The following is a 23151-nucleotide window of genomic DNA, read 5'->3' on the forward strand; positions in this document are numbered from 1 at the left end:
AAAACCAAGTAACACTACAAATCATGAATATTGATAATAAATCAACACTATTAGCGAACAGAATATTTCCTGAAGAGGAAAATTTCGAGTATGAGGTTTTAAATATTCCTCCCGAAAAAAGGAAATTAATTACAGAAACATATGACTTTACAGTTTCTACCATTCAGGATTATATAAAAAACGGACATATTGCGATACCAAATTTTCAACGTGCTTACGTTTGGAATAGAGTTCAAGCATCAAGATTAATTGAATCTTTGATTATTCAGTGCCCAATACCAGTAGTTTATTTAAGCCAGAATTCTGATGAAACCCTTTCAGTTATCGATGGAAATCAAAGGCTAACCAGCATAAATTTATTTTTGAATAATGAATTTCCATTAACTGGACTAGCAACGTATCCTGAATTAGAAAGTTTAACATTTGAAGATCTAGACCCTAGATTTCAACGTCATATAATAAATAGAACTATCAGGTGTATAGCAATATTAAAAGAAACACATCCACAAATAAAATTTGATGTATTTGAAAGATTAAATACAGGATCTGTAAAACTTAACGCACAAGAATTACGTCATGGAATCTACACCAGCAAATTAATGACTGAAATAGAGCGTCTTGCGCAGAAATCCATCTTTAAGAAATTAACTTCTACTACAAATGACAAGAGAATGAAAGGTGATGAAATAGTTTTAAGATATTTTACTTTATTCGAAAAGCTAGGTGAATACGAAAAACCTATGTCTGTATTTTTAAATAAATACGCAGAGGAAAATAGAGGAATGGATGAAAAAAGAATTGGTACACTTTCCAAACACTTTGAAGAGAATTTAAATAAATGCCATTTACTATATGGGGATCTATCTTTTAAAACTTTCGATAAAAGTAAAAAAAGGACAAAAGCCAACACTGCTCTTTTTGATGCACAAATGCTATCCATGAGCTATTTAAATCCTACATTATCCGATCTAGAACGTATAAATAAAGAAGAAGTTATCGACCAGCTATTAGATTTATTTTCTACAGATGAATTTTACAATTCAATTACAAAGGCCACTACAGATAAAAGAGTAGTTAGCAAAAGAATAGAAGATTATACCGAGTTCTTAAAGAGAATATTTTCACAATATGGCATATTCTAAAAGTTCTGCTAGAGAGGAATTTGAACTTGAATTCTTAAAATTATATAAACTTTCAAAAACAGTATCTTATCAATACTCACCTCTTTCATATGAGCATAAACAGTTAATATTTCAATCTTGCATTTTTCTGTTAAGTGCAAGAATTGAAGATTATACAAAAAATTTCATACAAAATATATTATACAATTACAAAACAAAAGGAGCAAAATTAAAACATATACCTGAAAACTCTAGAGTAAAATCTATAATTGATAATCATAAAGAACATTTTAAAAATTTTTACAACCAAGAGGATGAAAAGAGATTGATTAATAAATTAAAATTATCTAATATTTCATATCAATTAGTTTTTGACGACATCCCATTTTCAAATCAAATAAATTATAATCACATTATTTCTACCAACAAATATCCATCGATAAAAAATATAAACAAAGTATACAATCGATTGGGAATAGAAAACATAACTGATATAATAAATGCTAAAGCCAAAAAAGATGTAAGAACATCATTTGAATCCTTTCTAAGCCAAAGAGAATCAATTGCGCATCAGAGCTCAACCAGTCTAACCTTTGATGACATAAAGAGACATTTCAAAAATGTTCAAGAATTTATAAAATATATTGATAGAATTGTCTATAGTCATATCTGTTCAACTTCTTCCGAAATATTCTGGAAATAGTTATCAACATATCAGATATATGGCTCATCTAGAAGAATGATTTGCTAGTATAAATATTTTTATCAACTAAAAGATATCTCTACTAACATTCAAAACTAGTTTCTCGGCACACAAGGCCTTTCCAAAACTCTCAACAGTGTTGAGAGAAGTTATCGGGGTCTTGCAAACACGTTCAAGAACAGCTACATGTTGAGTTCCTGAACTTACCTGATCAACACAGCGAAAACCCACCCAAAAAACAAAAGTAAAACTTACCATCATCAATCGAACGAGAGTAAATTTTCTAGTTTTTTACTCTCGTTCGTAAAGTAAGCGAAACCCATAATCCCTGTTGGTCTTAGTTTAGAGATTACGCCAGAGCGTATCGATCCTCCACCGAGTTATCAGAAAACAGTTTATCAAATTTTTACGAATAGCTCTAATAATTTCAGGAAGCTGCCTCAAACATTAATGCATAGTTCTCCAGCATCTCCAATGTATAAAAACTTTTCGCATTTTATGGATAAAATATGGATATGATATAGACATTTTATACACATAGCTCCCAAACCCAACCGCTCACTCAATACTTCCCCTCCCTGATTAGTAAGTAATTGTATTTCATATCTTTATACAGTCAAATTCTCTTACTAAAACTTCAACTAAAATGCTTCAATCAAAATCAGTGTTAGCTGCGGTGCTGATGGCCGGGCTGTTGGGTTCCTGCGCCAGAAAGGACGAAGACCAACCCCGAACGCCCAAACAATACGCCATCGAAGATCTGGCGAGTAATCTGTCTATCTCTGCGGCTGGTTTCAGTACCGATGAATCGAAGATATTGGTGAGTAATAACGCCTCCGGAATTTTCAACGTATATGAACTCAACGTTGCCGATACGACTTCCAAAGTACTCACGTCATCTAAAAAGGAATCGTTTTTCGCGGTGGATTATCTACCCAAAAGCGAGCAATACATTTATTCGGCTGATCAGGGTGGTGACGAGAACACGCATCTTTATTTGAGAAGCAAGACTGATTCCACGGCTAAAGATCTCACACCCTGGCCAAAAAGTGCAAACAATTTTGCCGGATGGAGCGACGACAAAAAAGCGATGTACGTGAGCAGTAACCAACGCGACGCAAAGTTTTTTGATATATGGAAACTGGAAACCGCTACCTGGAAACCCACTTTGCTTTTTGAAAACAAGGAAGGGTACACGCCGTCGGGTGTGAGCAAAAGTGAAAGATATGTAGCGCTTACGAAGGAAATTACCTCGGATAAAAATGACCTTTATCTGTACGACCGTACTTCCAAAACCACCAAACGCCTGAGCAACGACAACGAGGCGATCTGGTTCCCGCTGGCTTTTGAGAAAAACGACAGCATTATGTACTACGCGACCAGCGATGGCAGCGAATTCACCTACATCACCAAATACAACATCAAAAGCGGCAGGGCCGAAAAATTCTTTGAAGACAAATGGGATGTGGTGAACATGAGCCTGAGTGAAAACGAGAAGTATCATACCATTTTCATCAATGATGATGGGAAAAACAAGGTATTGCTATTTGATCACGCAAGTGGAAAAGCCATCAATTTCCCGGACATCAAGGATGCGGACGTGCTGAATGTGATTATTTCTCCAACGGAAAAGAATATGCTGTTAACCGTAGGCAGCAGCACCAGCCCGACAAACCTATACACCTATAATTTTGAGAACAAGGAGTTGAAACAACTGACATCGACGCTCAACAAGGCGATTGATGAGAATGATCTGGTGAAAGCCGAAGTGGTACGTTTCAAATCTTTTGACGGGAAAGAAATCCCTGCTATATACTACAAACCGCTGCAAGCCGACAAAAATGCCAAAGTTCCTGCGCTGGTTTGGGTTCATGGCGGTCCGGGTGGACAAAGCCGCGTCGGATTCAGCAATTCTATCCAGTATCTTGTGAACCATGGCTATGCAGTACTCGCTGTGAACAACCGCGGAAGCAGTGGATATGGAAAGACATTTTATAAAATGGATAACAAAGACCATAGCAACGGCGATTTGAAAGACTGTGTCTGGGGTAAAAAATGGCTCGCCAGTCAGGATTATATTGATAGCAGCGCCATCGGGATTTACGGTGGGAGTTATGGCGGCTGCATGGTTCTGGCTGCGCTGGCTTTTCAGCGGGAAGAATTCAAAGTGGGTGTCGACCTTTTTGGCGTTGCCAATTGGCTGAGAACGTTGCGAAGCATTCCACCTTACTGGGAAGCCGCCAGAAAAGCGCTTTACGACGAACTCGGTGATCCGTCCACAGCGGATAGTGTACGACTGAAAAGTATATCCCCGCTATTCAACTATGAGAAAATAAGAAAACCATTGATCGTGTTTCAGGGTGCGAATGATGTAAGGGTATTGAAAGTGGAAAGCGATGAAATTGTTGCGGGAGTTAAGAAAAACGGAGTACCTGTGGAGTATGTGGTTTACCCCGATGAAGGACATGGTTTTGTGAAAAAAGAAAATCAGATCACAACTTCAAAAAAGACACTGGAATTCCTGGACAAATACCTCAAATCAAAGTCTGCCGGAAAGGAAAGCTGAGCGATTGGGGATCTGATAATTCTTTTTATAGCACACATAGCGACCGGTCACCACCGGTCGCTTTTTTGTAAGACCCTAATACTTAACCAGATCACCCACTCTCGTTATAGCGCTTTAACAAATAATTATTTTTTGAACACTTTTTTTTACAACAAAAATCATAACCTACTCAAAAACAAGGCTATAAAAAAAAATTCGGGAAACTTATTGAACGTATACATCATCAGAAATAGTAAATGTTTAAATTTGTCGATATACAGTCTTCACCAATTCTATACCATTTTACACACCAAATGGAAATCGAAAAGACCCCACCAACCGCACAAACTTATACAAGCGAAGAAGCTTTTCAGGCTTCACTTCAATACTTCAAAGGAGATGATCTGGCAGCCCGTGTATGGGTGAATAAGTATGCATTGAAAGATTCATATGGCGCGATTTACGAGCAAACGCCTGACGACATGCACCGCCGTATCGCCAAAGAAATTGCACGTGTGGAAGCCAACTATCCGAGCCCTCTAAGTGAGTCGGATATTTTTGATCTGATCAAAGATTTCAAATACATCATTCCGCAGGGAAGCCCGATGACGGGAATTGGCAATCCGTTTCAAATCGCCTCGTTATCTAACTGTTTTGTAATAGGCAATGGCTCCGCTGCCGACTCGTACGGAGGTATCATGAAGGTAGACCAGGAACAGGTGCAACTCATGAAGCGTCGTGGAGGCGTTGGACACGATTTGTCACATATACGCCCGAAAGGATCTCCTGTAAAAAACTCCGCACTTACGTCAACCGGTATTGTTCCGTTTATGGAGCGGTATTCCAACTCGACACGCGAAGTGGCGCAGGATGGCCGTCGGGGTGCATTGATGCTCTCCGTTGCGATCAGGCATCCTGATTCAGAAAACTTTATCGATGCCAAAATGGAAGCCGGTAAAGTTACCGGAGCCAATGTTTCAGTGCGGATCGACGACGCATTTATGAAAGCTGTGGAGTCGAATAGCTCCTATCAGCAACAATATCCTATTAAAGGAGATAACCCATTGTATCAAAAGGATATTGATGCCAATGCACTCTGGAAGAAAATTGTGCATAATGCCTGGCGTTCCGCTGAACCGGGAATCCTTTTCTGGGACACCATTATCCGCGAATCTGTACCTGATTGCTACGCCGATCTGGGTTATGAAACAGTGTCAACAAATCCTTGCGGAGAAATCCCGTTGTGCCCGTACGATTCCTGCCGTCTGCTGGCGATCAACCTGTTCTCTTATGTAGAAAATCCTTTTACCAAAGAGGCAACGTTCAACTGGGAGCTGTTTAAAAAACATGTTGGAGCTGCACAGCGTATGATGGACGACATCATTGATCTGGAACTTGAAAAAATTGATGCTATTCTGCTAAAAATAGAAGAAGATCCGGAAGACGCGGAAATTAAACGTACAGAACGTAATCTTTGGCTTAATATTCAGACTAAAGCAAAAGAAGGTCGCAGAACGGGCATCGGCATCACCGCAGAAGGTGATATGCTTGCAGCACTCGGACTCAGATATGGCAGCGAAGAAGGTACAGATTTCTCCGTTGAAATACACAAAACCGTAGCATTAGAAGCTTACAGGGCATCTGTAAACACTGCAAAAGAACGTGGAGCTTTCGCTATTTTCGATGCCGAAAGGGAAAAAAACAATCCGTTCATTTTACGACTTAAAGAAGCCGATGCGCAGCTTTATTATGAAATGCTGGAATACGGACGGAGAAATATCGCGTTACTCACCATTGCTCCAACCGGAACAACGAGTCTGATGTCTCAAACCAGTTCAGGAATCGAGCCGGTTTTTATGCCGGTTTATAAAAGAAGAAGGAAGGTAAATCCTAACGACAAAGACATACGCGTTGATTTTGTAGACGAAGTAGGTGATTCGTGGGAAGAATATATCGTTTTCCATCACCGTTTTAAGCAATGGATGGAGATCAATGGCTATGAAACAGCCGTTAATTACTCAGAAAAAGAACTGGAAGAGATTGTTAAGAAATCGCCGTATTACAAAGCGACTTCCAACGATGTCAATTACCTGAATAAGGTAAAAATGCAGGGTGCGATCCAGAAGTGGGTAGATCATTCGATCAGTGTAACTATCAACATGCCGAATGATGTTACCGAAGAATTGGTTGGTGAATGTTATATGGAAGCCTGGAAAGCAGGTTGCAAAGGAGTTACGGTATACCGCGATGGTTCCCGCTCAGGCGTTCTTATTTCTGCAGACGACAAGCAGAAAGAACCGGAAATAGTAGGCAATACGCCTTTCCCGACCATCAGACCTCAGACTTTGGAAGCAGATGTTGTTCGTTTCCAAAACAAGAAAGACAAGTGGATCGCCTTTATCGGACTGATTGACGATCAGCCCTATGAGATCTTTACGGGTTTTGCAGATGATGAAGATGGTATCTTGATCCCTAGATGGGTGAATGAAGGAACCATCATCAAAAATCGCGAAGCAGACGGAAGCTCCCGCTACGACTTCCAATATAAAAATACAAGAGGCTACAAAACTACAATTGAGGGACTGTCTCATAAATTCAATCCGGAATACTGGAACTACGCCAAATTGATTTCCAGCACGCTAAGACATGGCATGCCGATTGAAAAAGTAGTTGACCTGATCAGTAGTTTACAGCTGGACGAATCTATCAATACCTGGAAAAATGGTGTAGCGCGTGCTTTGAAGCGTTATGTACCGGACGGTACGGAAGTAAAGAAGCAAAGCTGCCAAAATTGTAATTCTACGAATCTGATGTATCAGGAGGGATGTCTGACATGTAAAGATTGCGGGAGTTCGAAGTGTGGGTAAAATAGTATTAAGCCTGCTTTTACCTTTGCGGTTGGGCAGGCTTAATCTACCTCCAATAAACGTGGATCTGCGTTTATTAAACACTATTATTTACAAATCCGCATACAGTTTTACAAACTCTACCCAGTTTTTACCGTTCGGTACGCGGAGGTATTTTCCTTGTGGAGTAATTAACAATTTGGTCGGATAATAAGTGATCGCAAGGCTTTTTTCTATTTTTCCATCCGACATGGCAACAGGAAATGTGAATTGCTTCTCCTTTATATAACCCAGCACTTTCTCCTTTTTATCGTTACATGCTATGGTTAAAAGTGACATTTGATCTTGTTTGGGTATGATGAATGACTTGTACAAATCTTCGAGATCAGGATGTTCCTCACGGCAGGGTGCACACCAGGTTCCCCAGAAATCAATTAAGATCCATTTTCCTGTTAATTGCTGAGCTATAAACTTCTTATCATCCAGCATATTGAGTTCAATAGGTGGAGTAGTAACAGATCTGTTATTTACATTTTCAAGCCAATAAGACTTAAAATCCTTCTTACTATTCACCTGACTATACGTTTCCTTTAACTTTTCCTTATATGTCGGATCAGTCAGAGACATTTCCAGAAGTACAGGAAGTACTTTATCAACATCTGCTTTTTGATTTGTCAAAAAGGACAAATAATCATCTTGAAAAGAGATTTTATCAATGCCAAACAAAAAAGGCATGTCGTAATAAAATCCGTAATTCGTTAAATCAATCCTGTCAGGACTGTTATCAAAAGCTATTCTCAAGCTAAGGTCCTTTTGTATTAAATCCTCGGTACCTTTGGCTTTCAATAAATTCAAACTGGCATACATATACCTCAACCAGGATCGTCGGCGTAATTCATCAAAAGGAGTGGATTCGGTAACAGACATCTGACTGGCTGCAAATCTTTTGTTTAAAGCAGCAACAAGTCGTTCTGACAGGTCATTCATTGCCGGATCCTCTGCGATGGTTTTATATATCAGAATACCATATCTGCCCGACTTACTGGTATATAAATCATTTGACTCAACATCTCTTTGAATAAAGTCATTGGTGAGCCTTGTAACCAGCGTCAGATTTCCGGCAGACTCCTGAATTTGCATCCATAGATTAAGAGGGCGAGCCATTCTGCCCAATGCACTTGCCGAATCTTTTGTCATGGAATTGATCAGCACCTTTGCAAATTCCTCTTTACGCCTTCGCTCGGCCACTTTTACGGGATCTGTACCGGATGTTGTATCAATTAACATTCCTGCGAGAGAATAGTGAATTGAATCACTCAGCAGTCCTGTGGTTTCCTTGGTAGGTTGTAGGAAAAATTTCTGAGCGTACTTTAAGGATGAATCAGGATTGGGGCTTTCATTGATAAATTTTTTGATATTGTTCAGATTGATTGCCTGCTCATTGGACAGTACAATAGGCCCTTGTGCATGCACACGGTGAAAAAATATCAGCAAAAAAAATACCTTTAAATAGACGTCTATTAGTTTGAGTCGTTCTAAAAACATAAGTTTTGCATTTAAGTGAGAAAAAAAATAACTCAACCAATATACAAAAAACCTATATATATAATATAAATTATTTTTAATTGTGTATAAAATCAAAAAAGGAGTCAACGTTAGCCATTGACTCCTTTTTAATCTACTATAACCCTTAATTATTTCGTTTCCTCAACGACCCCCAAATAATTATAAGGCGTGATCCCTCTCAGCTCCTCACGGATTTCCTCAGATACATCAAGTGTTTCAACAAACCTTGAAATTGAATCGTGGGTGATTTTTTCGTTGGTACGAGTCAGTTCTTTCAGCGCTTCATACGGTTTCGGATAGCCTTCACGACGAAGAATGGTCTGGATTGCCTCTGATACTACTGCCCAGTTATCTTCCAGTTCCGCTTTCAGTATTTCGCCATTCAGTTCTACTTTCCCCAATCCTTTAATCAACGAATTAAGTGCAATGCACTGATGCGCGATTGGAACGCCAATATTGCGCAATACGGTTGAATCTGTAAGGTCACGCTGCAAACGGGAAATCGGAAGTTTGGCAGCGAAATGCTCAAACAAGGCCGAAGCCAATCCAAGGTTCCCTTCTGAGTTTTCAAAATCAATCGGGTTCACCTTATGCGGCATCGCCGACGACCCTATTTCTCCTACTTTGATCTTTTGCTTAAAATACCCCATTGATATGTACGTCCACATATCACGGTTCAAATCGGTAAGAATCGTGTTCAAACGTTTAAGACAATCAAAGGTCGCCGCCAGATTGTCATAGTGCTCAATCTGGGTGGTATGCCTGCTTCTTTTCAGTCCAAGCCCTTCTACAAAATGATGACCGAAAGCCATCCAGTCCTGCTTTGGATAAGCTACATGATGCGCGTTGAAGTTTCCTGTCGCTCCTCCGAATTTTGCAGAATTTGGTATTTTGTCCAGCATTTCAAGCTGTCTTTCCATGCGTTCAACAAAAACCAGAAACTCTTTTCCTACACGTGTAGGCGAAGCTGGCTGTCCATGCGTAAATGCCAGCATGGGAACATTCTTCCATTCAATCGACATTCTTTTCAACACAAAAAGCACCTGACGGAACAATGGCTTTACCTGACGCTCCATGGCATCTTTCAGTGAAAGCGGAATGGCTGTGTTATTAATATCCTGAGATGTAAGCCCGAAGTGGATGAATTCCTGATACGAGTCAATTCCAAGATCAACAAATTTCTCCTTTATGAAATACTCAACCGCTTTCACATCGTGGTTGGTGGTTTTTTCTATATCCTTGATATGTTGTGCATCCTGCTCCGAAAAATCTTCATAAATCTTACGCAGAGATGGATATTTACTTTTATCGAAGTCGGCAAGCTGCGGAAGCGAAGTTTCACACAATGCTATAAAGTATTCAACCTCAACATATACGCGGTAATAAATCAGTGCGTATTCCGAAAAGTAGGCTGAAAGTTCCGAGACTTGTTTGTAGTAACGGCCGTCTACCGGTGAAATAGCCGTGAGTTGGTTTAATGACATGATTTTCAATGCAGAAAAATAGATTATCACGCAAAGTTAGTAGAAATAGGTATCGGATATCTGTAAGAGGGCTATGAAATATTCTTTTTAGTATCTATGTAAGATATTTTAAAACAATTCGCATATTCGCTGATCAAATCTGAACAGCTCTATTAAAATGCAGCAATCCCCTTTTCTTGGCGAGTTAATCGGAACGATGGTTCTGATATTATTAGGCAATGGCGTAGTTGCTAATGTTGTCCTCAAAAATACCAAAGGAGAGAATGGAGGCTGGATTGTGATTACTGCCGGATGGGGGTTTGCGGTAATGATTGGCGTATTTACGGCTAATTCCTTTGGCAGTGCGGCTGCTCACCTTAATCCGGCCGTTACCATCGGTTTTGCTGTACTTAAGAATGATTACACGCTGGTTCCCTCCTATTTACTGGCACAGCTGATCGGCGCATTTCTGGGGGCTGTATTGGTATGGATACAGTATTATTCACACTGGCAACTCACAAAAGATGCCGGCAGTAAACTGGCTTGCTTTGCGACAGCACCTGCTGTGAGAGCAACCATTCCCAATTTCCTCAGCGAGTTTATCGCAACTGTCATACTGATCGTCGGTATAGTGGCTATCGGCTACTCCGGTACTGCCGATCCTGACAAAGGCGGTATTCCGTCCGGTATCGCACCTTATCTGGTTGGTATGCTGGTGTGGAGTATTGGCTTGTCGCTGGGTGGAACCACAGGCTATGCAATCAATCCGGTTCGGGATTTGGGACCAAGGCTGGCCTACTCTGTTCTTCCTATCCCTGAAAAAGGGTCTTCTGACTGGAGCTATGGCTGGATTCCTGTATTCGGTCCTATTGCCGGCGCAATCGTCGCCGGAGTTATTCTCCGATCATTTTCAATGTAAAATTAATTTACAAAAACCTCATCTATGAATATCCATGCCTTTTCACCCTTTCCAGGGTGCCAGGCGGGTAATTTACCAAGCGGGATCGCCTTAATCCTAATACAACTTATATCCTGCGGCTGAAAATTGCCTTCAATCACCAGATTATCCACATTTTGTGTTTCCTTCACTGGTTTAGCAGGAGTGATCGTTTTCAGTAGCTTCAGGCTTTTTTCATTCGATCCACCCCATATTTCAACTTTTACAGGCGGGAAAATATATCCGTTGATAGCCTGCAACATGCTGATCGTTATATTCTGAGCCCGTACAGGTTTCCTGAAAAACAGATAGGCCTGGAAATCCTGATCCCTGTAACCGAGCCATTTACCACTGGATTGGGAATTGTCGCTTTTGATCCCATCCGCAATGGTAAAACCTTTCTGTGCAGGATATTTGGGATCAGGCGATGTAATAAGCTTTACACTATCAATGTGATATGTGGATCGAAAAAAGTACTTTTCTATATCCTTACTACCATACCAGCCCGCTTTGAAAGCGCGCGCCCTGATCTTTGTGTTTTTTAAAACCCTGACCGGTTCTTTATACACCAATGCTGCCAGGCTATCGGGATCCGTACCATTGGTGGTGTAACGGATCGTTGTTCCCGGAATCTGGTGCTTCAAACGTATAGCTGCATCACCGGCAATGATTTGATTTTCGTTCTCAATGATAGGAGGGTTTAAAGCAAGAACAACGGTATCACTCCGATAACCGGTTTCAAATTCTATGCTGGTTTGCGCTTTTAGTGTTGCGATGTCTTCAGGTTTGATACGCGTACTCCATACGTAGACTTTTTTGAGCGACGACATTCCATTCAGCACCTTCACCTCTGCCATGGTCAACTGCGTTCCGCTCAATGCCAATTCGCTTAACCGAGGCAATTTTTTTAATTCACTTAAAGTTGCTCCTTCGATATCCGTAAAGTTCAGATTCAGTTTACGCAGCTCAGGAAACTGAGCCAAAATTTTCAAATCTGCATCTTTTACAGGCATTTTGCTCAGATCTATGGCAACAATCTGTTTTGCTAAAACAGATAAGTCAGCAATGTCCTTCGCTTTGAAACTCGCCCGGTTATAAAAATTGACAAACAAGGCTGGAGACTCCGTGGACAATGCGCGGATCAGGCGGTAATTGGTATTTAATTTTTGAATATCTGCCGGATTTGCAGCATCAAAGTCGTACATGTCTTCTGTCCTGCCTCCACCAAGCACATTAAGCGCATAGTCGTACACAGGATCTTGCTGAGAAAGTGTGCTGACCTTCTGCTCAAATTTTGAACCGCCTTTTACCCAAGTTGCCAGCAGCATCATTTCATCCTCTGTCAGCTGCACTTTCCCCCGCGGCGGCATATGCTTTTTGTCGTCAACAGGCAAATGAATCCGCGTTAACATCAATCCCAGATCGGCCTGTGTTGTATCCCAAAGTACTCCGCTTTTACCACCTTTTGTTAGTAATTCGCGGGTATGCATTTTGAGCCCCCCTTTTGACTTTTCATCGTTATGACAAGCAAAACATTTTTGCTGAAGGACAGGTTGAACCAGATCCTCGTAAACCATCGCATCTTCAATTGCTACTTTTTCTTTTTCTGCAACCGGGAGCGGAGAGATCAAAAAATCATTTCCGTGAGTTAGATTTCCACCTAAATGGCCGGTAATCGTTAGGATTGTAATAAAAGTAAGGGCTATTAATTTTGAAGAAAATTTCCAGTGTAAAAAATAAAACCGATAGCTGTACCATACCAAACTGAACAGTGAAACTGCGACACCCATCCACTTGTGCCAGGCAAGTGTATTGGTATCATACCCTTCCTCTTTTGATAATATAAAACCCGAAAATGCAGCTATTGACGCTGTTACCACACCAATGAGGAAAAGTATTTCAGATAATCGTTGATCCCACCTGCCAGATTCTTTTTTACCTGACACCAATATCCAGATTCCGTAGAGCATCAGCACTACCAATGGAAAATGAAGTACAAGCGGGTGCATACGCCCCAGGGATCGCATCCAGAACGGAACATTAAACCGACTTTCAAAAATCAGCAGAAAGATCAACAGCGCATTGAGAAAGAAAGCGGCGTTGTACAGCAAACGATCTAACAGAGGTCCTGAAATCTCATCGGATTTTACGTCTTTCACATGCTCTTCGGAAGACTTATTCGGTTCCATTTATGCGATGATACCATTTACAAGTTTCCCCGCCACGTCTGTGAGCCTATAGCGTCGCCCCTGATTTTTGAAAACAAGTTTTTCGTGATCCAGTCCTAGCTGATTCAATATAGTGGCGTGAAAGTCGTGCACGTGTACCGGATCTTTGACAATGTTGTATCCAAAATCATCCGTCTCACCATATACAATTCCCGGTTTTATTCCACCACCGGCCATCCAGACAGTAAAAGCTCTGGGATGATGGTCGCGACCGTAATTGTCTTTGGTTAATGTACCCTGGCAGTAGTTAGTCCGACCAAATTCTCCTCCCCAGATCACCAGTGTTTCGTCCAGCAACCCGCGTTGTTTCAGATCAGTGACCAATGCCGCCGAGGCCTGATCGACATCCATACACTGTCCTTTTATTTCATTGGGCAGACCGCCGTGGCTATCCCATCCCTGATGATACAGCTGAATGAACCTGACTCCCTGTTCAGAAAGCTTTCTTGCTAAAAGGCAATTCGCTGCATACGTACCGGGAACAAGACATTCCGGACCATACATTTTTACGATGGACTCCGGCTCCTTGGACATATCAGTAATTTCGGGTACAGCCGTTTGCATACGATACGCCATTTCATATTGCTGCACCTTCGCTGTAATTTCAGGATCGCCGTAATTCTCATACGTTCCCTGATTCAGTTCGGAAAGATGATCGAGCATTTTCCTGCGCTGTGTTCGGTCCATACCATCCGGATCGTTCAGGTACAGAACAGGGTTTTCGCCACTGCTAAACTGTACGCCCTGATGTACGGAATCCAGAAAACCGTTGGTCCATAGCTTTGAATACACTCCCTGCCCATTTCCCTTTCCTCGTGAAAGCAACACACAAAATCCCGGAAGATTCTGATTTTCACTTCCCAATCCATAACTTAGCCAGGACCCCATGCTCGGACGGTTCCCCACCTGAGCACCTGTCTGAAAAAAGGTGAGTGCAGGATCATGGTTAATAGCTTCTGTATTCAGTGTTTTGATAATGCAAAGATCATCCACAATCCTGGCGGTATGAGGAAGCAAATCGCTCATCCATGCACCGGATTTTCCATATTGTTTAAAATTGAAGATCGATCCGGCCAAAGGGAATACGGACTGGCTTGCCGTCATGCCGGTAAGCCGCTGCCCTCCGCGAATGGATTCCGGCAAATCCTGTCCATGCATTTTGTTCAGCAGGGGTTTATAATCGAAAAGATCCAGTTGTGACGGAGCTCCGTTTTGGAAAAGGTAAATGACACGTTTTGCTTTTGGCGCAAAATGAGGCAAACCAGCAACCAGATCGTTTACATCGCTATCTCCATTTCCTTTAAAAATATCCGGAATCAATAAGGACCCCAACGCCGCACTCCCTAGTCCGAGGCTCAGCCTGGAAAGAAAATGACGTCTGGTGGTGTTCATTCCAAAATCAAAAATCTGCTTTTCCATGTTAAAAGTTTTTTACCGCTATGGGCGCTATCGCAAGGGACGCAAGATCTATTTATCCTGAAGCTGTATCCAACATACTAAGATTTCGTGATGGCTTCTTCCATGTTATACAGCGTGCTGATCACCCTCATCAGCGCTGCTGCTTCGCCCTCTTTCACTTTTCCTTCATGCTTATATTCTCCTACATTCAATACCTTAAAGGCCTTTTTCTTATCTTTCATAAAGCCTCTTTCTTCTTCTTTGTAATAACCGACTAGCAGTTTTAATTCTTTATCAGTTGGTTTTCTGCAAATAATGCGTTGGAAGGATTCCTTTATTTTATCCTCTGTACTACTCATTTTCAAGGTTAATTTTTCTGCTAAAACACGTGATGCTTCCAGCACAGTCGGGTCATTCAGCATTACCAGAGCCTGTAATGGTGTATTGGTTTTCGATCGTTTTATCTCACAATGATCTCTATTGCTGGCATCAAAAATGATCATAGAAGGCGGAGGAACGGTCAGCTTTATAAATGTGTACATACCACGCCTGTATAACGCTTCACCCCTATCCTGCTGGTAGGTTTTTAGTGACCCTCTTCCGGAGGTAGCAGCTTCCCAGAGTCCTTTTGGCTGATAGGGTTTTACACTCGGCCCCCCGATCTTTTGATTAAGCAATCCACCCGATGCCAACACCAGGTCGCGTACCAACTCCGCAGGCAAACGGTAACGTGCTCCTCGAGACAAGTAAATGTTTTCAGGGTCTGCACTTAGTTTTTCCGGTGTAATTTTAGCGGATTGTCTGTAGGTAGCGGAGGTAACAATTTGCTTGACCAGCCTTTTAATGTCCCAGCCATGACTCATAAAATCCACCGCAAGCCAGTCCAGCAACTCCGGATGGGTAGGCAAATCTCCCTGCATGCCAAAATCGCCTGTACTTTTTACAAATCCCCGTCCGAAAAACTCCTGCCATATCTGGTTCACAAAGACTCTGGCCGTAAGCGGATTACTTTTACTTGTAGTCCATTTAGCAAGGCCAAGTCGATTCTGAGGCAATCCCGTAGTATCAAACTTCAATACAGCCGGAAGTGCGCTGGCAGTCACTACCCTGCCAGGTGCATCATAAACGCCTCGGTTCAGGATATGGGTGGGACGTAATGTGTCCCGGTCGCCCATAACAGAGACGATCAGCCGACTGGTGTCCGGCCTGTTGATGAAAGACAGCAAAGATTTCGCTTCGCCGTCTGTGATCGACATGATCGGGTTTTTAGCCCGCTTTGACTGAGACACATCTCCTTCATAGCCCACTTCCTTCGAATTATTAAAAAATGCAAACAACCTGTAATAATCTTCCTGGGAAACCGGATCATACTTGTGGTCATGGCACTGTGCACATTCTACGGTCAATCCGAGTATACCTGTGCTATAAGTTTTGGTTTTGTCGATGTTGTATTCAACCCGATATTCTTCCGGAATGACCCCGCCCTCTTCCGTGTACTTATGATTGCGAAAAAAAGCGGTAGCTAAAATCTGTTCTTTACCTGCATGAGGAAGCAGGTCACCGGCAATCTGCCAGGTCAGAAACTGATCATAAGTCATGTTTTTATTGAAGGCATGAATGAGCCAGTCACGCCAGGGCCACTGCGTCCTGACCTCGTCATCCTGATATCCGTAAGAATCCGCATAACGTGCAATATCGAGCCAGTATATGGCCATTTTCTCTCCGTATGTTTTCTGGCTGATCAGATGATCAACCATTTTCTCATAGGCTTTACTGCTTTGATCTGCTTCAAATTGCTCTTGCAGTTCCAGCGAAGGAGGTAAGCCGGTCAGATCCAGTGATACTCTTTTGAGTAACTGGCTTTTATCCGCTTCTTCATTCGGGTCCAGACCCGTGTTTTTCATTCTTCTGAGCACGAAGTGATCTATTTCATTCTTTACCCAGTCGGCGCGGTCTACATCGGGAATTTCCGGACTGACAGGCACAGTAAATGCCCAATGCTTCTCATATTTTGCGCCCTTCTCTATCCATCTTTTAACGATGCCTATTTCATTTTCTGTAAGCAGGCCCAGGTGTGATTCCGGAGTGGGCATCTGATAATCAGGATCAACAGACGTAATTCGTTTATATACCTCTGACTGATCTGGTTTACCCGGAAAAATAGCAACGCCACTTCCATCTTTCAATTTCGCATAGGCACTTTCTGCCAGATCCAGTCTTAAACCCGCTTCCCGCTTGTTGGCATCAGGACCGTGACAGGCAAAACATTTATCCGACAAAATGGGCCTGATATCAAAGTTATAGCTGACTGCCTGGTCAGACAGGTCATTTTCAGGCGTACTGTTCTTTTGAAGACATGAAAAAGCAATGATACCGAAAGATACCAGACATATGATCATGAAGAAGAGCCGCTTTTTCGTAACCATAACCTTCACATTGGATATAATTTTTTCACAATATATTTATAAAAATAAAGATTTTTAAATAGCAATTTCTCTTTTCACGTACATTTAGCAATCTTGGCGTTGTTGACGACCGTGGTTAGGAATGAATCAAATTTTCCAGCTTCCAGAAATGGCAAGTTCAGAACATTACTTAAACTGATTTAGCTAAATTTACAGTGTGGATCCACAGAATTGCGACTGACGTTTCATTTACCTTAATCAATACTGAAACATGGATAATTCATCACAAAATTTAAAAACACTTGATATTGTATTGGACGGACTTATGCGCAGGTATACCGAACGCGTACCTGATGTGAAGGTAATTATTGATGCGATGGTTGCTGCGGGCATAGTTGCTGCGGGTAACGATATCGAAAATGATCACATAGCATTTCGCACCATGGGTGTTCCCCAATTGGGCGTTCAGTCTTTTGAGAAAATATTTTTGCATTACGGTTATGAAAAACGGGATCATTACTATTTCGAAGGAAAGAAACTGGACGCCTGGTGGTATAGTCCACCCAGAGAAACAGATCCGCGTATTTTTGTAAGTGAACTGCGGGTTGGGGACTTATCAGAGGAAAGTCAGCGTATTATTCGCAGCTATACAGATGAGGTGAAGACCGATCCTGCTGATTCTCTTGATCTTGATAACGGAGAAGAAGTAGACCAGTTTCTTCACAAGCCATTATGGAGAACGCCGAGCGCGACCGATTACAGGAATCTGTTAAAGGAAAGTGAATATGCAGCTTGGGTGATATACAATCGTTACTATCTGAATCATTTTACGATCAGTGTACACAATCTGCCTGAAGGTTATAACACAGTGTATGATTTTAATCGTTTTCTTGAAGGAATCGGTATTAAACTGAATACATCCGGTGGGAAGATCAAAACAAGTCCGGATGGCGGACTAATCCAAAGTGCAACAGTTGCTGAAATGATTGATGCCTCATTTGCCGATGGAGAAATACTTCGGATTTCCGGTTCATATGTCGAGTTTGCAGAACGTAAGATTTTACCGGAGTTTCAGAACCTCCCTGAAGATCAAGTGACCAGAAAGCACCGTCGTGATGGATTTGAAGCCGCTAATGCCGATAAGATCTTTGAAAGCACGTATACGACGCAGACATTGAAGTGATTATACAAACTTGAAGTTTATTAAAAATTTATGTAAACTTGTGTAAATCTGCAACATATGATAGTCACAATTAAGAAGGATGCTCCTGCATGTGAAATCAGAAAAGCCATGGAAGCGATAGCTGAAGAAAGAGCTACCAGGAAGGGATTCGATGCAAAAAAATATGCAGGGAAAATAAAGTTTCCTGTAGATGGACTCACATACCAAAAACAAATAAGAAGTGAATGGGAATAGAGTTTTAGCTGACACGAATACACTTGTATACTTTTTCAACAATCATCCAAAGGCTATTAAGGCGCTTGATGGAAACCAAATATTTATATCTGCTGTCACACAAATAGAACTTTTAAGTTATCAAGGCTTGGATGATGAAAGTATTCTAGCAATCAAAGAGTTTTTTACTGACTGCTCAATAGTAGAAATAATTCCGAAAATAAAAGACCTTACTATAGACCTTAAAAGAACTAAGAAAGTTAAACTTCCCGACGCCATTATAGCTGCCGCTGCTCAGTTTCTGAGAGTCGAGCTTATTACTTTTGATTAAGGTTTTGCAAACATTCCGAATCTTGATTTAATTCTGCTGGAATTTTGAAGCTGCGGAAATCCTCACTCATTTACCAAAAAGTGAACAACTCTTAGCGCGCTTCCTGTACTCTTTTCATTTTTTTCAGGCAGAAGCGTAAGCTTCAGAGTGTGCTTGCCTGACCTTAGTTCATCGGCAAGCATCAGGTACCACGGCAGATGGAGTTGCGTACTCCATGGGGTGAATAAATCCAACGTCTTCGAATCTTTGCCGTCTATGGTATAGGCTATTTTGCCGGCATCAGGGCCTGAGATAATGGCTATACCTACAGCACGACCTTTAAAATTAAAAGTAAAAGATGAACCCGCCTTATCGCTGGTTAACATGGGTACGTCTACAAAACCAGCTCTTGTCGTTACTTTACCCATAGGCTTCCAGTTAGCCTCTGCTTTGAATCCTGATAAGTTTGTCGCTTCATCAATGTCCACATACCTGGCCTTCTCATAAGCATATACATCCATGCCTGAGGGCTTTTGCGATGTAGCCATATCAGAAGGAGTGAATTTCAGCAATTCCTTAATTGTTTGAAAATAGACTTCCTGTCCGTAAGGTGAAGGATGTAAGTCCTTGAAGTCATATTGCCAGGAAAATTCTCCTGCCTTGATTCTATCGTACACTTCCTTTGCAAGGTTGATGTAAACCGCTCCATAATGTCTAGCCACTCTCCGATGGACACTTACCTCAACAGGCTCCTTTCCATTTTCATAATCTGTATTTTTATGAGGCTCTGCAAATGCCATCAAAACTACATTTGCTTTAGGATTTTGGGCATGTAACTGCTTAATGATCCCATCCAATGCCCGTACTTGGGCTTTTTCACTGAATCCGTTTCCCCTGTCATTTACTGCAGCTTCCAAAAACAACAGATCCGGTGTTCCCTGAGCTAAAACATCACGGGAAAATCGAAATGCATGAGGTGTACTTCCCAGCGAAGGAATGCCTGCAGCTATAAAAGTGAACTCGGTATCAGGAAAACGCTCTTTCAGATATTGCGTCGTTTTATCCCGCCAACCCGGATTATGTGTGATGGAACCACCTAAAAAAGCAACTGTCCCTTTTTTCGTTATTCTGAATTTCTGATATGCATTGTATAAACCGTTATTCACTTCGATATATGGCAAATGACTTAGTGGCTTTACAACCGGCATACTATTCTCATAGATAAAATTAGCCAGGTATTCCGGGTGCTCAATAGGGAAATGGTGTCCCTCCAGGGTTTGTTCCCCTCTTGTCATTGGATATACGCTGGCAGGCCCTCCGAGTTTCACATAGTTTTGCACAAGCAAATCAGAATTTTCGGCAGGCGGTACCAGCTTATCCTGCAAACCTATCACATGCAATAGCGGGACTTTGAATGCTGCCAGTCCTTTCAGATCATTAAGTGGTATATCCTCAAAAGATTGTGCTTCTTTTTCTGTTAACCCAAACTGCTGTAGCCAGGACGCCCATTCTTCCGCAGACCCAGCTCCCTTTCCCTTGCCGCCAGGCCAGCTCCTGGGATCGCAAACCGGTGCTTCTGCATAAATACAACTCACTTTATCCGGATTCCGTTTTGCCCAGCCATATACATACAGGCCTCCACGGCTCACACCTTCCAATGCAACCTTTGGAGCAAATTGCTTTTCTTTTACCAGATAGTCATAGAAATTATCCCAAATCTGCATTGCTTTGGGATGAGCAAACATATCATTGGTATTCACATATGCGATATGGAACCCTCGTGTGAGCAGGATGCTGTCCATCTCAGTATGCCAGGTTGGGAAATGAGCGCGCCATACCCATGGATTTCCCAAAGCAGCCTGCTTCGGTTTTATATACCAGGCTTCCCGATTTTCAAATTTAAATGTCTGCTTCTCAAAGCCTTTCCAAGTAGATATATCACCGGCAACAACCTTTTCGAAAGGTTGTGCAGAAGCTGATAGCGTAGTGCATAGGAAGGATAAAATCCCTATTAAGTAGGTTTTGGTCATAATTTTAAAAAGAAATTTCACCTTAAAACTTACTTCTCTAAAATTAAATCCCACGTATTTTCTGGCGATCATTGGCACGGTATTTTATTCAGTTACAGTAACATTAACTTAAGAACTTATGGATAAGATTGAAAAGTATAAAACAATGGAAAAAGTGCTTCGCGAGATCGAAGACTTGAAGAATAGCGAAACAGCAGTGATCAAAAAAATAGGTCAGATTGAGACTGAAAATATGAATCTGAATATTCAGGATCTTGAAAAATCAATCGCATCGATCTATGACGGCGCATACAAAAATCTTGAAAACATTGAGGGGCTGCATACTTCCTTTACGGAGACAGTTTCCGATTTTAAAGAAAAGAACAAGATCACAGACGAAATGCTGCTTGAATTCAGTGAATCAAACTAGCTCATGAGATAATAAAATAGAAACGACGAAAGCTGCCCAAACAGGCAGCTTTCGTCGTTTTAGCTTCATTTCGTTCGATACGAACTCTCACTATTTAACCGACTAATCTCATAAATTACTGTCAGTATGCTCTATACCTGCATGATCCCTACATTAAACCGTTGTTCAATTGGAGCCTGATTCGCTGCTTCTATTCCCATTGAGATAATTCTGCGGGTTTCAAGGGGATCAATAATGCCATCTACCCATAATCTTGATGCGGCATAATAAGGAGACAATTCTTCATTGTAACGATCTGTAATTTCGTCCAACAAATCTTTTTCGGCCTCGGGCGTAATGGTTTCTCCTTTTGCTTTTAAAGTGGCTGTTTTAATTTGAAGCAGTGTCTTTGCTGCAGTAGTGCCACTCATTACGGCCATCTGAGCCGTGGGCCATGCATAAATCAGACGTGGGTCGTACGCTTTGCCGCACATTGCGTAATTACCGGCTCCATACGAATTCCCTACAATGAATGTAAATTTGGGGACAACAGAATTAGCAACCGCATTGACCATCTTAGCACCGTCCTTGATGATCCCACCCTGCTCTGCACGACTTCCTACCATAAATCCGGTAACATCATGGAAGAAAATAAGTGGTATTTTTTTTTGGTTGCAATTCATAATAAAACGGGCCGCTTTGTTGGCAGATTCACCATATATAACGCCTCCCATCTGCATTTCACCTTTCCCGGACTTAACCATCTTCCGCTGATTCGCCACAATGCCAACTGCCCAGCCATCAATACGGGCGTATGTACAAATCAATGTTTTTCCATAATCCGGTTTGTATTCATCCAGCTCTGAGGCGTCGACAATACTTTCCAGAATATGGCGCATGTCGTACGGCTTCAACCGGTCAATAGGTAAGATATCGTAGATCTCTTCAGGAAGCCTGGCAGGAGTAATTGTTTTCTTACGATCAAACCCAGCATTTTCAGGACTGCCAATTTTATCAATATGTCGTTTGATTGCATCAAGACACGATCTATCATCAGAAAATTTGTTATCAGTCACGCCTGAAATCTCGCAATGCATATCAGCTCCCCCCAACGTCTCGGAATCCACATCTTCACCGATAGACGATTTGACCAGATAGGGTCCTGCCAGATAAACCGAACCAGTCCCTTCAACAATAAACGCTTCATCGGACATTATAGGTAAATAAGCTCCTCCTGCGACACAGCTCCCCATAATGGCAGCCAGCTGAACAATCCCCATCGAAGACATTTTAGCATTATTCCTGAAGATCCGTCCAAAATGCTCTTTATCGGCAAAAACTTCGGATTGCATAGGCAGGTACACACCTGCACTGTCAACAAGATAAATCACCGGCAGACGATTTTCCATCGCGATTTCCTGTGCCCGAAGGTTCTTTTTTGCAGCAATTGGAAACCACGCTCCCGCTTTTACGGTAGCATCGTTGGCAACGATCATACACTGTTTTCCGGATACATAACCAATGCCCGTAACAACTCCACCCGACGGACAGCCTCCGTCTTCTTCGTACATACCCTCACCCACAAATGCACCAACCTCCAGGAAATAAGAATCCGCATCAATCAGATAATCAATCCTTTCCCTTGCAGTAAGTTTCCCTTTTCTATGATGCGCCTCTATTTTCTTCACACCACCGCCCTGTTTTACCAGCTCAGTTTTTTGACGAAGCACTTCCAACAGTTCCTGAATAGTTTGTTGTTTTACCATAATGCGATAATTCAATTTTATACAGTATAAACACAAATACATTTACATG

16 protein-coding genes are annotated in these 23151 nt (G+C 41.7%); 9 read left to right on the top strand and 7 right to left on the bottom strand.

Annotated elements, in window-relative coordinates; all coding sequences use genetic code 11:
* Positions 1-23 precede the first annotated feature (23 nt).
* The 4 genes from AC1XUE_RS23805 (at position 24) to AC1XUE_RS23820 (ending at position 7236) form a co-directional block, all read left to right on the top strand.
* Positions 24-1142: a GmrSD restriction endonuclease domain-containing protein gene (locus tag AC1XUE_RS23805; protein ID WP_483358495.1), complete on the top strand. Its 1119-nt coding sequence runs from the start codon at positions 24-26 to the stop codon at positions 1140-1142.
* Positions 1129-1824, top strand: a complete 696-nt coding sequence (locus AC1XUE_RS23810; protein WP_483358496.1) for a HEPN domain-containing protein — start codon at positions 1129-1131, stop codon at positions 1822-1824. Before AC1XUE_RS23805 ends, AC1XUE_RS23810 begins: the two co-directional genes overlap by 14 nt.
* A 646-nt stretch (positions 1825-2470) precedes the next feature.
* Positions 2471-4390 carry a S9 family peptidase gene (locus AC1XUE_RS23815; protein WP_483358497.1) on the top strand — a complete coding sequence of 640 codons (1920 nt, stop codon included), beginning with the start codon at positions 2471-2473 and terminating at the stop codon, positions 4388-4390.
* Between the two features lie 293 nt (positions 4391-4683).
* Positions 4684-7236: an adenosylcobalamin-dependent ribonucleoside-diphosphate reductase gene (locus AC1XUE_RS23820; RefSeq protein ID WP_483358498.1), complete on the top strand. Its 2553-nt coding sequence runs from the start codon at positions 4684-4686 to the stop codon at positions 7234-7236.
* Positions 7237-7326: 90 nt separating this feature from the next.
* On the opposite strand, the gene AC1XUE_RS23825 is transcribed toward AC1XUE_RS23820, so the two are convergent.
* Positions 7327-8760, bottom strand: coding sequence for a TlpA family protein disulfide reductase (locus AC1XUE_RS23825; protein WP_483358499.1), 1434 nt, complete (start codon positions 8758-8760; stop codon positions 7327-7329).
* A 149-nt stretch (positions 8761-8909) separates the two neighbouring features.
* Positions 8910-10265 (bottom strand): adenylosuccinate lyase, encoded by a 1356-nt coding sequence (purB, locus tag AC1XUE_RS23830; RefSeq protein WP_483358500.1) that lies wholly within the window; start codon positions 10263-10265, stop codon positions 8910-8912.
* Positions 10266-10422: 157 nt separating this feature from the next.
* Between purB and AC1XUE_RS23835 the strand changes: the two genes are divergently transcribed.
* The gene (locus tag AC1XUE_RS23835; RefSeq protein WP_483358501.1) at positions 10423-11163 is read left to right on the top strand and encodes an MIP/aquaporin family protein; all 741 of its coding nucleotides are present in this window, start codon (positions 10423-10425) and stop codon (positions 11161-11163) included.
* A gap of 2 nt (positions 11164-11165) precedes the next feature.
* On the opposite strand, the gene AC1XUE_RS23840 is transcribed toward AC1XUE_RS23835, so the two are convergent.
* From AC1XUE_RS23840 to AC1XUE_RS23850, 3 genes are all read right to left on the bottom strand, one after another.
* Complete coding sequence (locus AC1XUE_RS23840) at positions 11166-13370, bottom strand: FN3 associated domain-containing protein (protein WP_483358502.1); 2205 nt, start codon at positions 13368-13370, stop codon at positions 11166-11168.
* Positions 13371-14828 (bottom strand): DUF1501 domain-containing protein, encoded by a 1458-nt coding sequence (locus AC1XUE_RS23845; protein ID WP_483358503.1) that lies wholly within the window; start codon positions 14826-14828, stop codon positions 13371-13373. It lies immediately after the preceding gene.
* A gap of 77 nt (positions 14829-14905) precedes the next feature.
* Positions 14906-17233 (bottom strand): PSD1 and planctomycete cytochrome C domain-containing protein, encoded by a 2328-nt coding sequence (locus AC1XUE_RS23850; protein ID WP_483358504.1) that lies wholly within the window; start codon positions 17231-17233, stop codon positions 14906-14908.
* Positions 17234-17483: 250 nt separating this feature from the next.
* Between AC1XUE_RS23850 and AC1XUE_RS23855 the strand changes: the two genes are divergently transcribed.
* From AC1XUE_RS23855 to AC1XUE_RS23865, 3 genes are read left to right on the top strand one after another with little or no spacing between them, the layout of a single operon-like run.
* On the top strand, positions 17484-18395 hold the full coding sequence (locus tag AC1XUE_RS23855; RefSeq protein ID WP_483358505.1) for a 2-oxoadipate dioxygenase/decarboxylase family protein: 912 nt from the start codon (positions 17484-17486) through the stop codon (positions 18393-18395).
* A 57-nt stretch (positions 18396-18452) separates the two neighbouring features.
* Complete coding sequence (locus AC1XUE_RS23860) at positions 18453-18629, top strand: hypothetical protein (RefSeq protein WP_483358506.1); 177 nt, start codon at positions 18453-18455, stop codon at positions 18627-18629.
* Positions 18616-18939: a type II toxin-antitoxin system VapC family toxin gene (locus AC1XUE_RS23865; protein ID WP_483358507.1), complete on the top strand. Its 324-nt coding sequence runs from the start codon at positions 18616-18618 to the stop codon at positions 18937-18939. The genes AC1XUE_RS23860 and AC1XUE_RS23865 overlap by 14 nt, the downstream gene beginning before the upstream one ends.
* A gap of 62 nt (positions 18940-19001) precedes the next feature.
* Here the strand turns inward: AC1XUE_RS23865 and AC1XUE_RS23870 are convergent, their stop codons facing one another.
* Entirely contained in the window at positions 19002-21020 is a 2019-nt protein-coding gene (locus AC1XUE_RS23870) for an SGNH/GDSL hydrolase family protein (RefSeq protein WP_483358508.1), read from the bottom strand.
* 46 nt (positions 21021-21066) lie between these two features.
* Between AC1XUE_RS23870 and AC1XUE_RS23875 the strand changes: the two genes are divergently transcribed.
* Entirely contained in the window at positions 21067-21357 is a 291-nt protein-coding gene (locus tag AC1XUE_RS23875) for a hypothetical protein (RefSeq protein WP_483358509.1), read from the top strand.
* A 131-nt stretch (positions 21358-21488) separates the two neighbouring features.
* On the opposite strand, the gene AC1XUE_RS23880 is transcribed toward AC1XUE_RS23875, so the two are convergent.
* The gene (locus tag AC1XUE_RS23880; RefSeq protein WP_483358510.1) at positions 21489-23102 is read right to left on the bottom strand and encodes an acyl-CoA carboxylase subunit beta; all 1614 of its coding nucleotides are present in this window, start codon (positions 23100-23102) and stop codon (positions 21489-21491) included.
* Positions 23103-23151: the final 49 nt, after the last annotated feature.

It is taken from the genome of Dyadobacter sp. HNCC25DJ187 (assembly GCF_056895255.1).

Coding starts and splice junctions, on each gene's coding strand:
- purB (WP_483358500.1), bottom strand. CDS start 10,265: ATGTCATTAAACCAACTCACGGCTATTTCACCGGTAGACGGCCGTTAC.
- AC1XUE_RS23835 (WP_483358501.1), top strand. CDS start 10,423: ATGCAGCAATCCCCTTTTCTTGGCGAGTTAATCGGAACGATGGTTCTG.
- AC1XUE_RS23845 (WP_483358503.1), bottom strand. CDS start 14,828: ATGGAAAAGCAGATTTTTGATTTTGGAATGAACACCACCAGACGTCAT.
- AC1XUE_RS23860 (WP_483358506.1), top strand. CDS start 18,453: ATGATAGTCACAATTAAGAAGGATGCTCCTGCATGTGAAATCAGAAAA.
- AC1XUE_RS23840 (WP_483358502.1), bottom strand. CDS start 13,370: ATGGAACCGAATAAGTCTTCCGAAGAGCATGTGAAAGACGTAAAATCC.
- AC1XUE_RS23855 (WP_483358505.1), top strand. CDS start 17,484: ATGGATAATTCATCACAAAATTTAAAAACACTTGATATTGTATTGGAC.
- AC1XUE_RS23850 (WP_483358504.1), bottom strand. CDS start 17,233: ATGGTTACGAAAAAGCGGCTCTTCTTCATGATCATATGTCTGGTATCT.
- AC1XUE_RS23880 (WP_483358510.1), bottom strand. CDS start 23,102: ATGGTAAAACAACAAACTATTCAGGAACTGTTGGAAGTGCTTCGTCAA.
- AC1XUE_RS23805 (WP_483358495.1), top strand. CDS start 24: ATGAATATTGATAATAAATCAACACTATTAGCGAACAGAATATTTCCT.
- AC1XUE_RS23820 (WP_483358498.1), top strand. CDS start 4,684: ATGGAAATCGAAAAGACCCCACCAACCGCACAAACTTATACAAGCGAA.
- AC1XUE_RS23825 (WP_483358499.1), bottom strand. CDS start 8,760: ATGTTTTTAGAACGACTCAAACTAATAGACGTCTATTTAAAGGTATTT.
- AC1XUE_RS23810 (WP_483358496.1), top strand. CDS start 1,129: ATGGCATATTCTAAAAGTTCTGCTAGAGAGGAATTTGAACTTGAATTC.
- AC1XUE_RS23870 (WP_483358508.1), bottom strand. CDS start 21,020: ATGATCGCCAGAAAATACGTGGGATTTAATTTTAGAGAAGTAAGTTTT.
- AC1XUE_RS23875 (WP_483358509.1), top strand. CDS start 21,067: ATGGATAAGATTGAAAAGTATAAAACAATGGAAAAAGTGCTTCGCGAG.
- AC1XUE_RS23815 (WP_483358497.1), top strand. CDS start 2,471: ATGCTTCAATCAAAATCAGTGTTAGCTGCGGTGCTGATGGCCGGGCTG.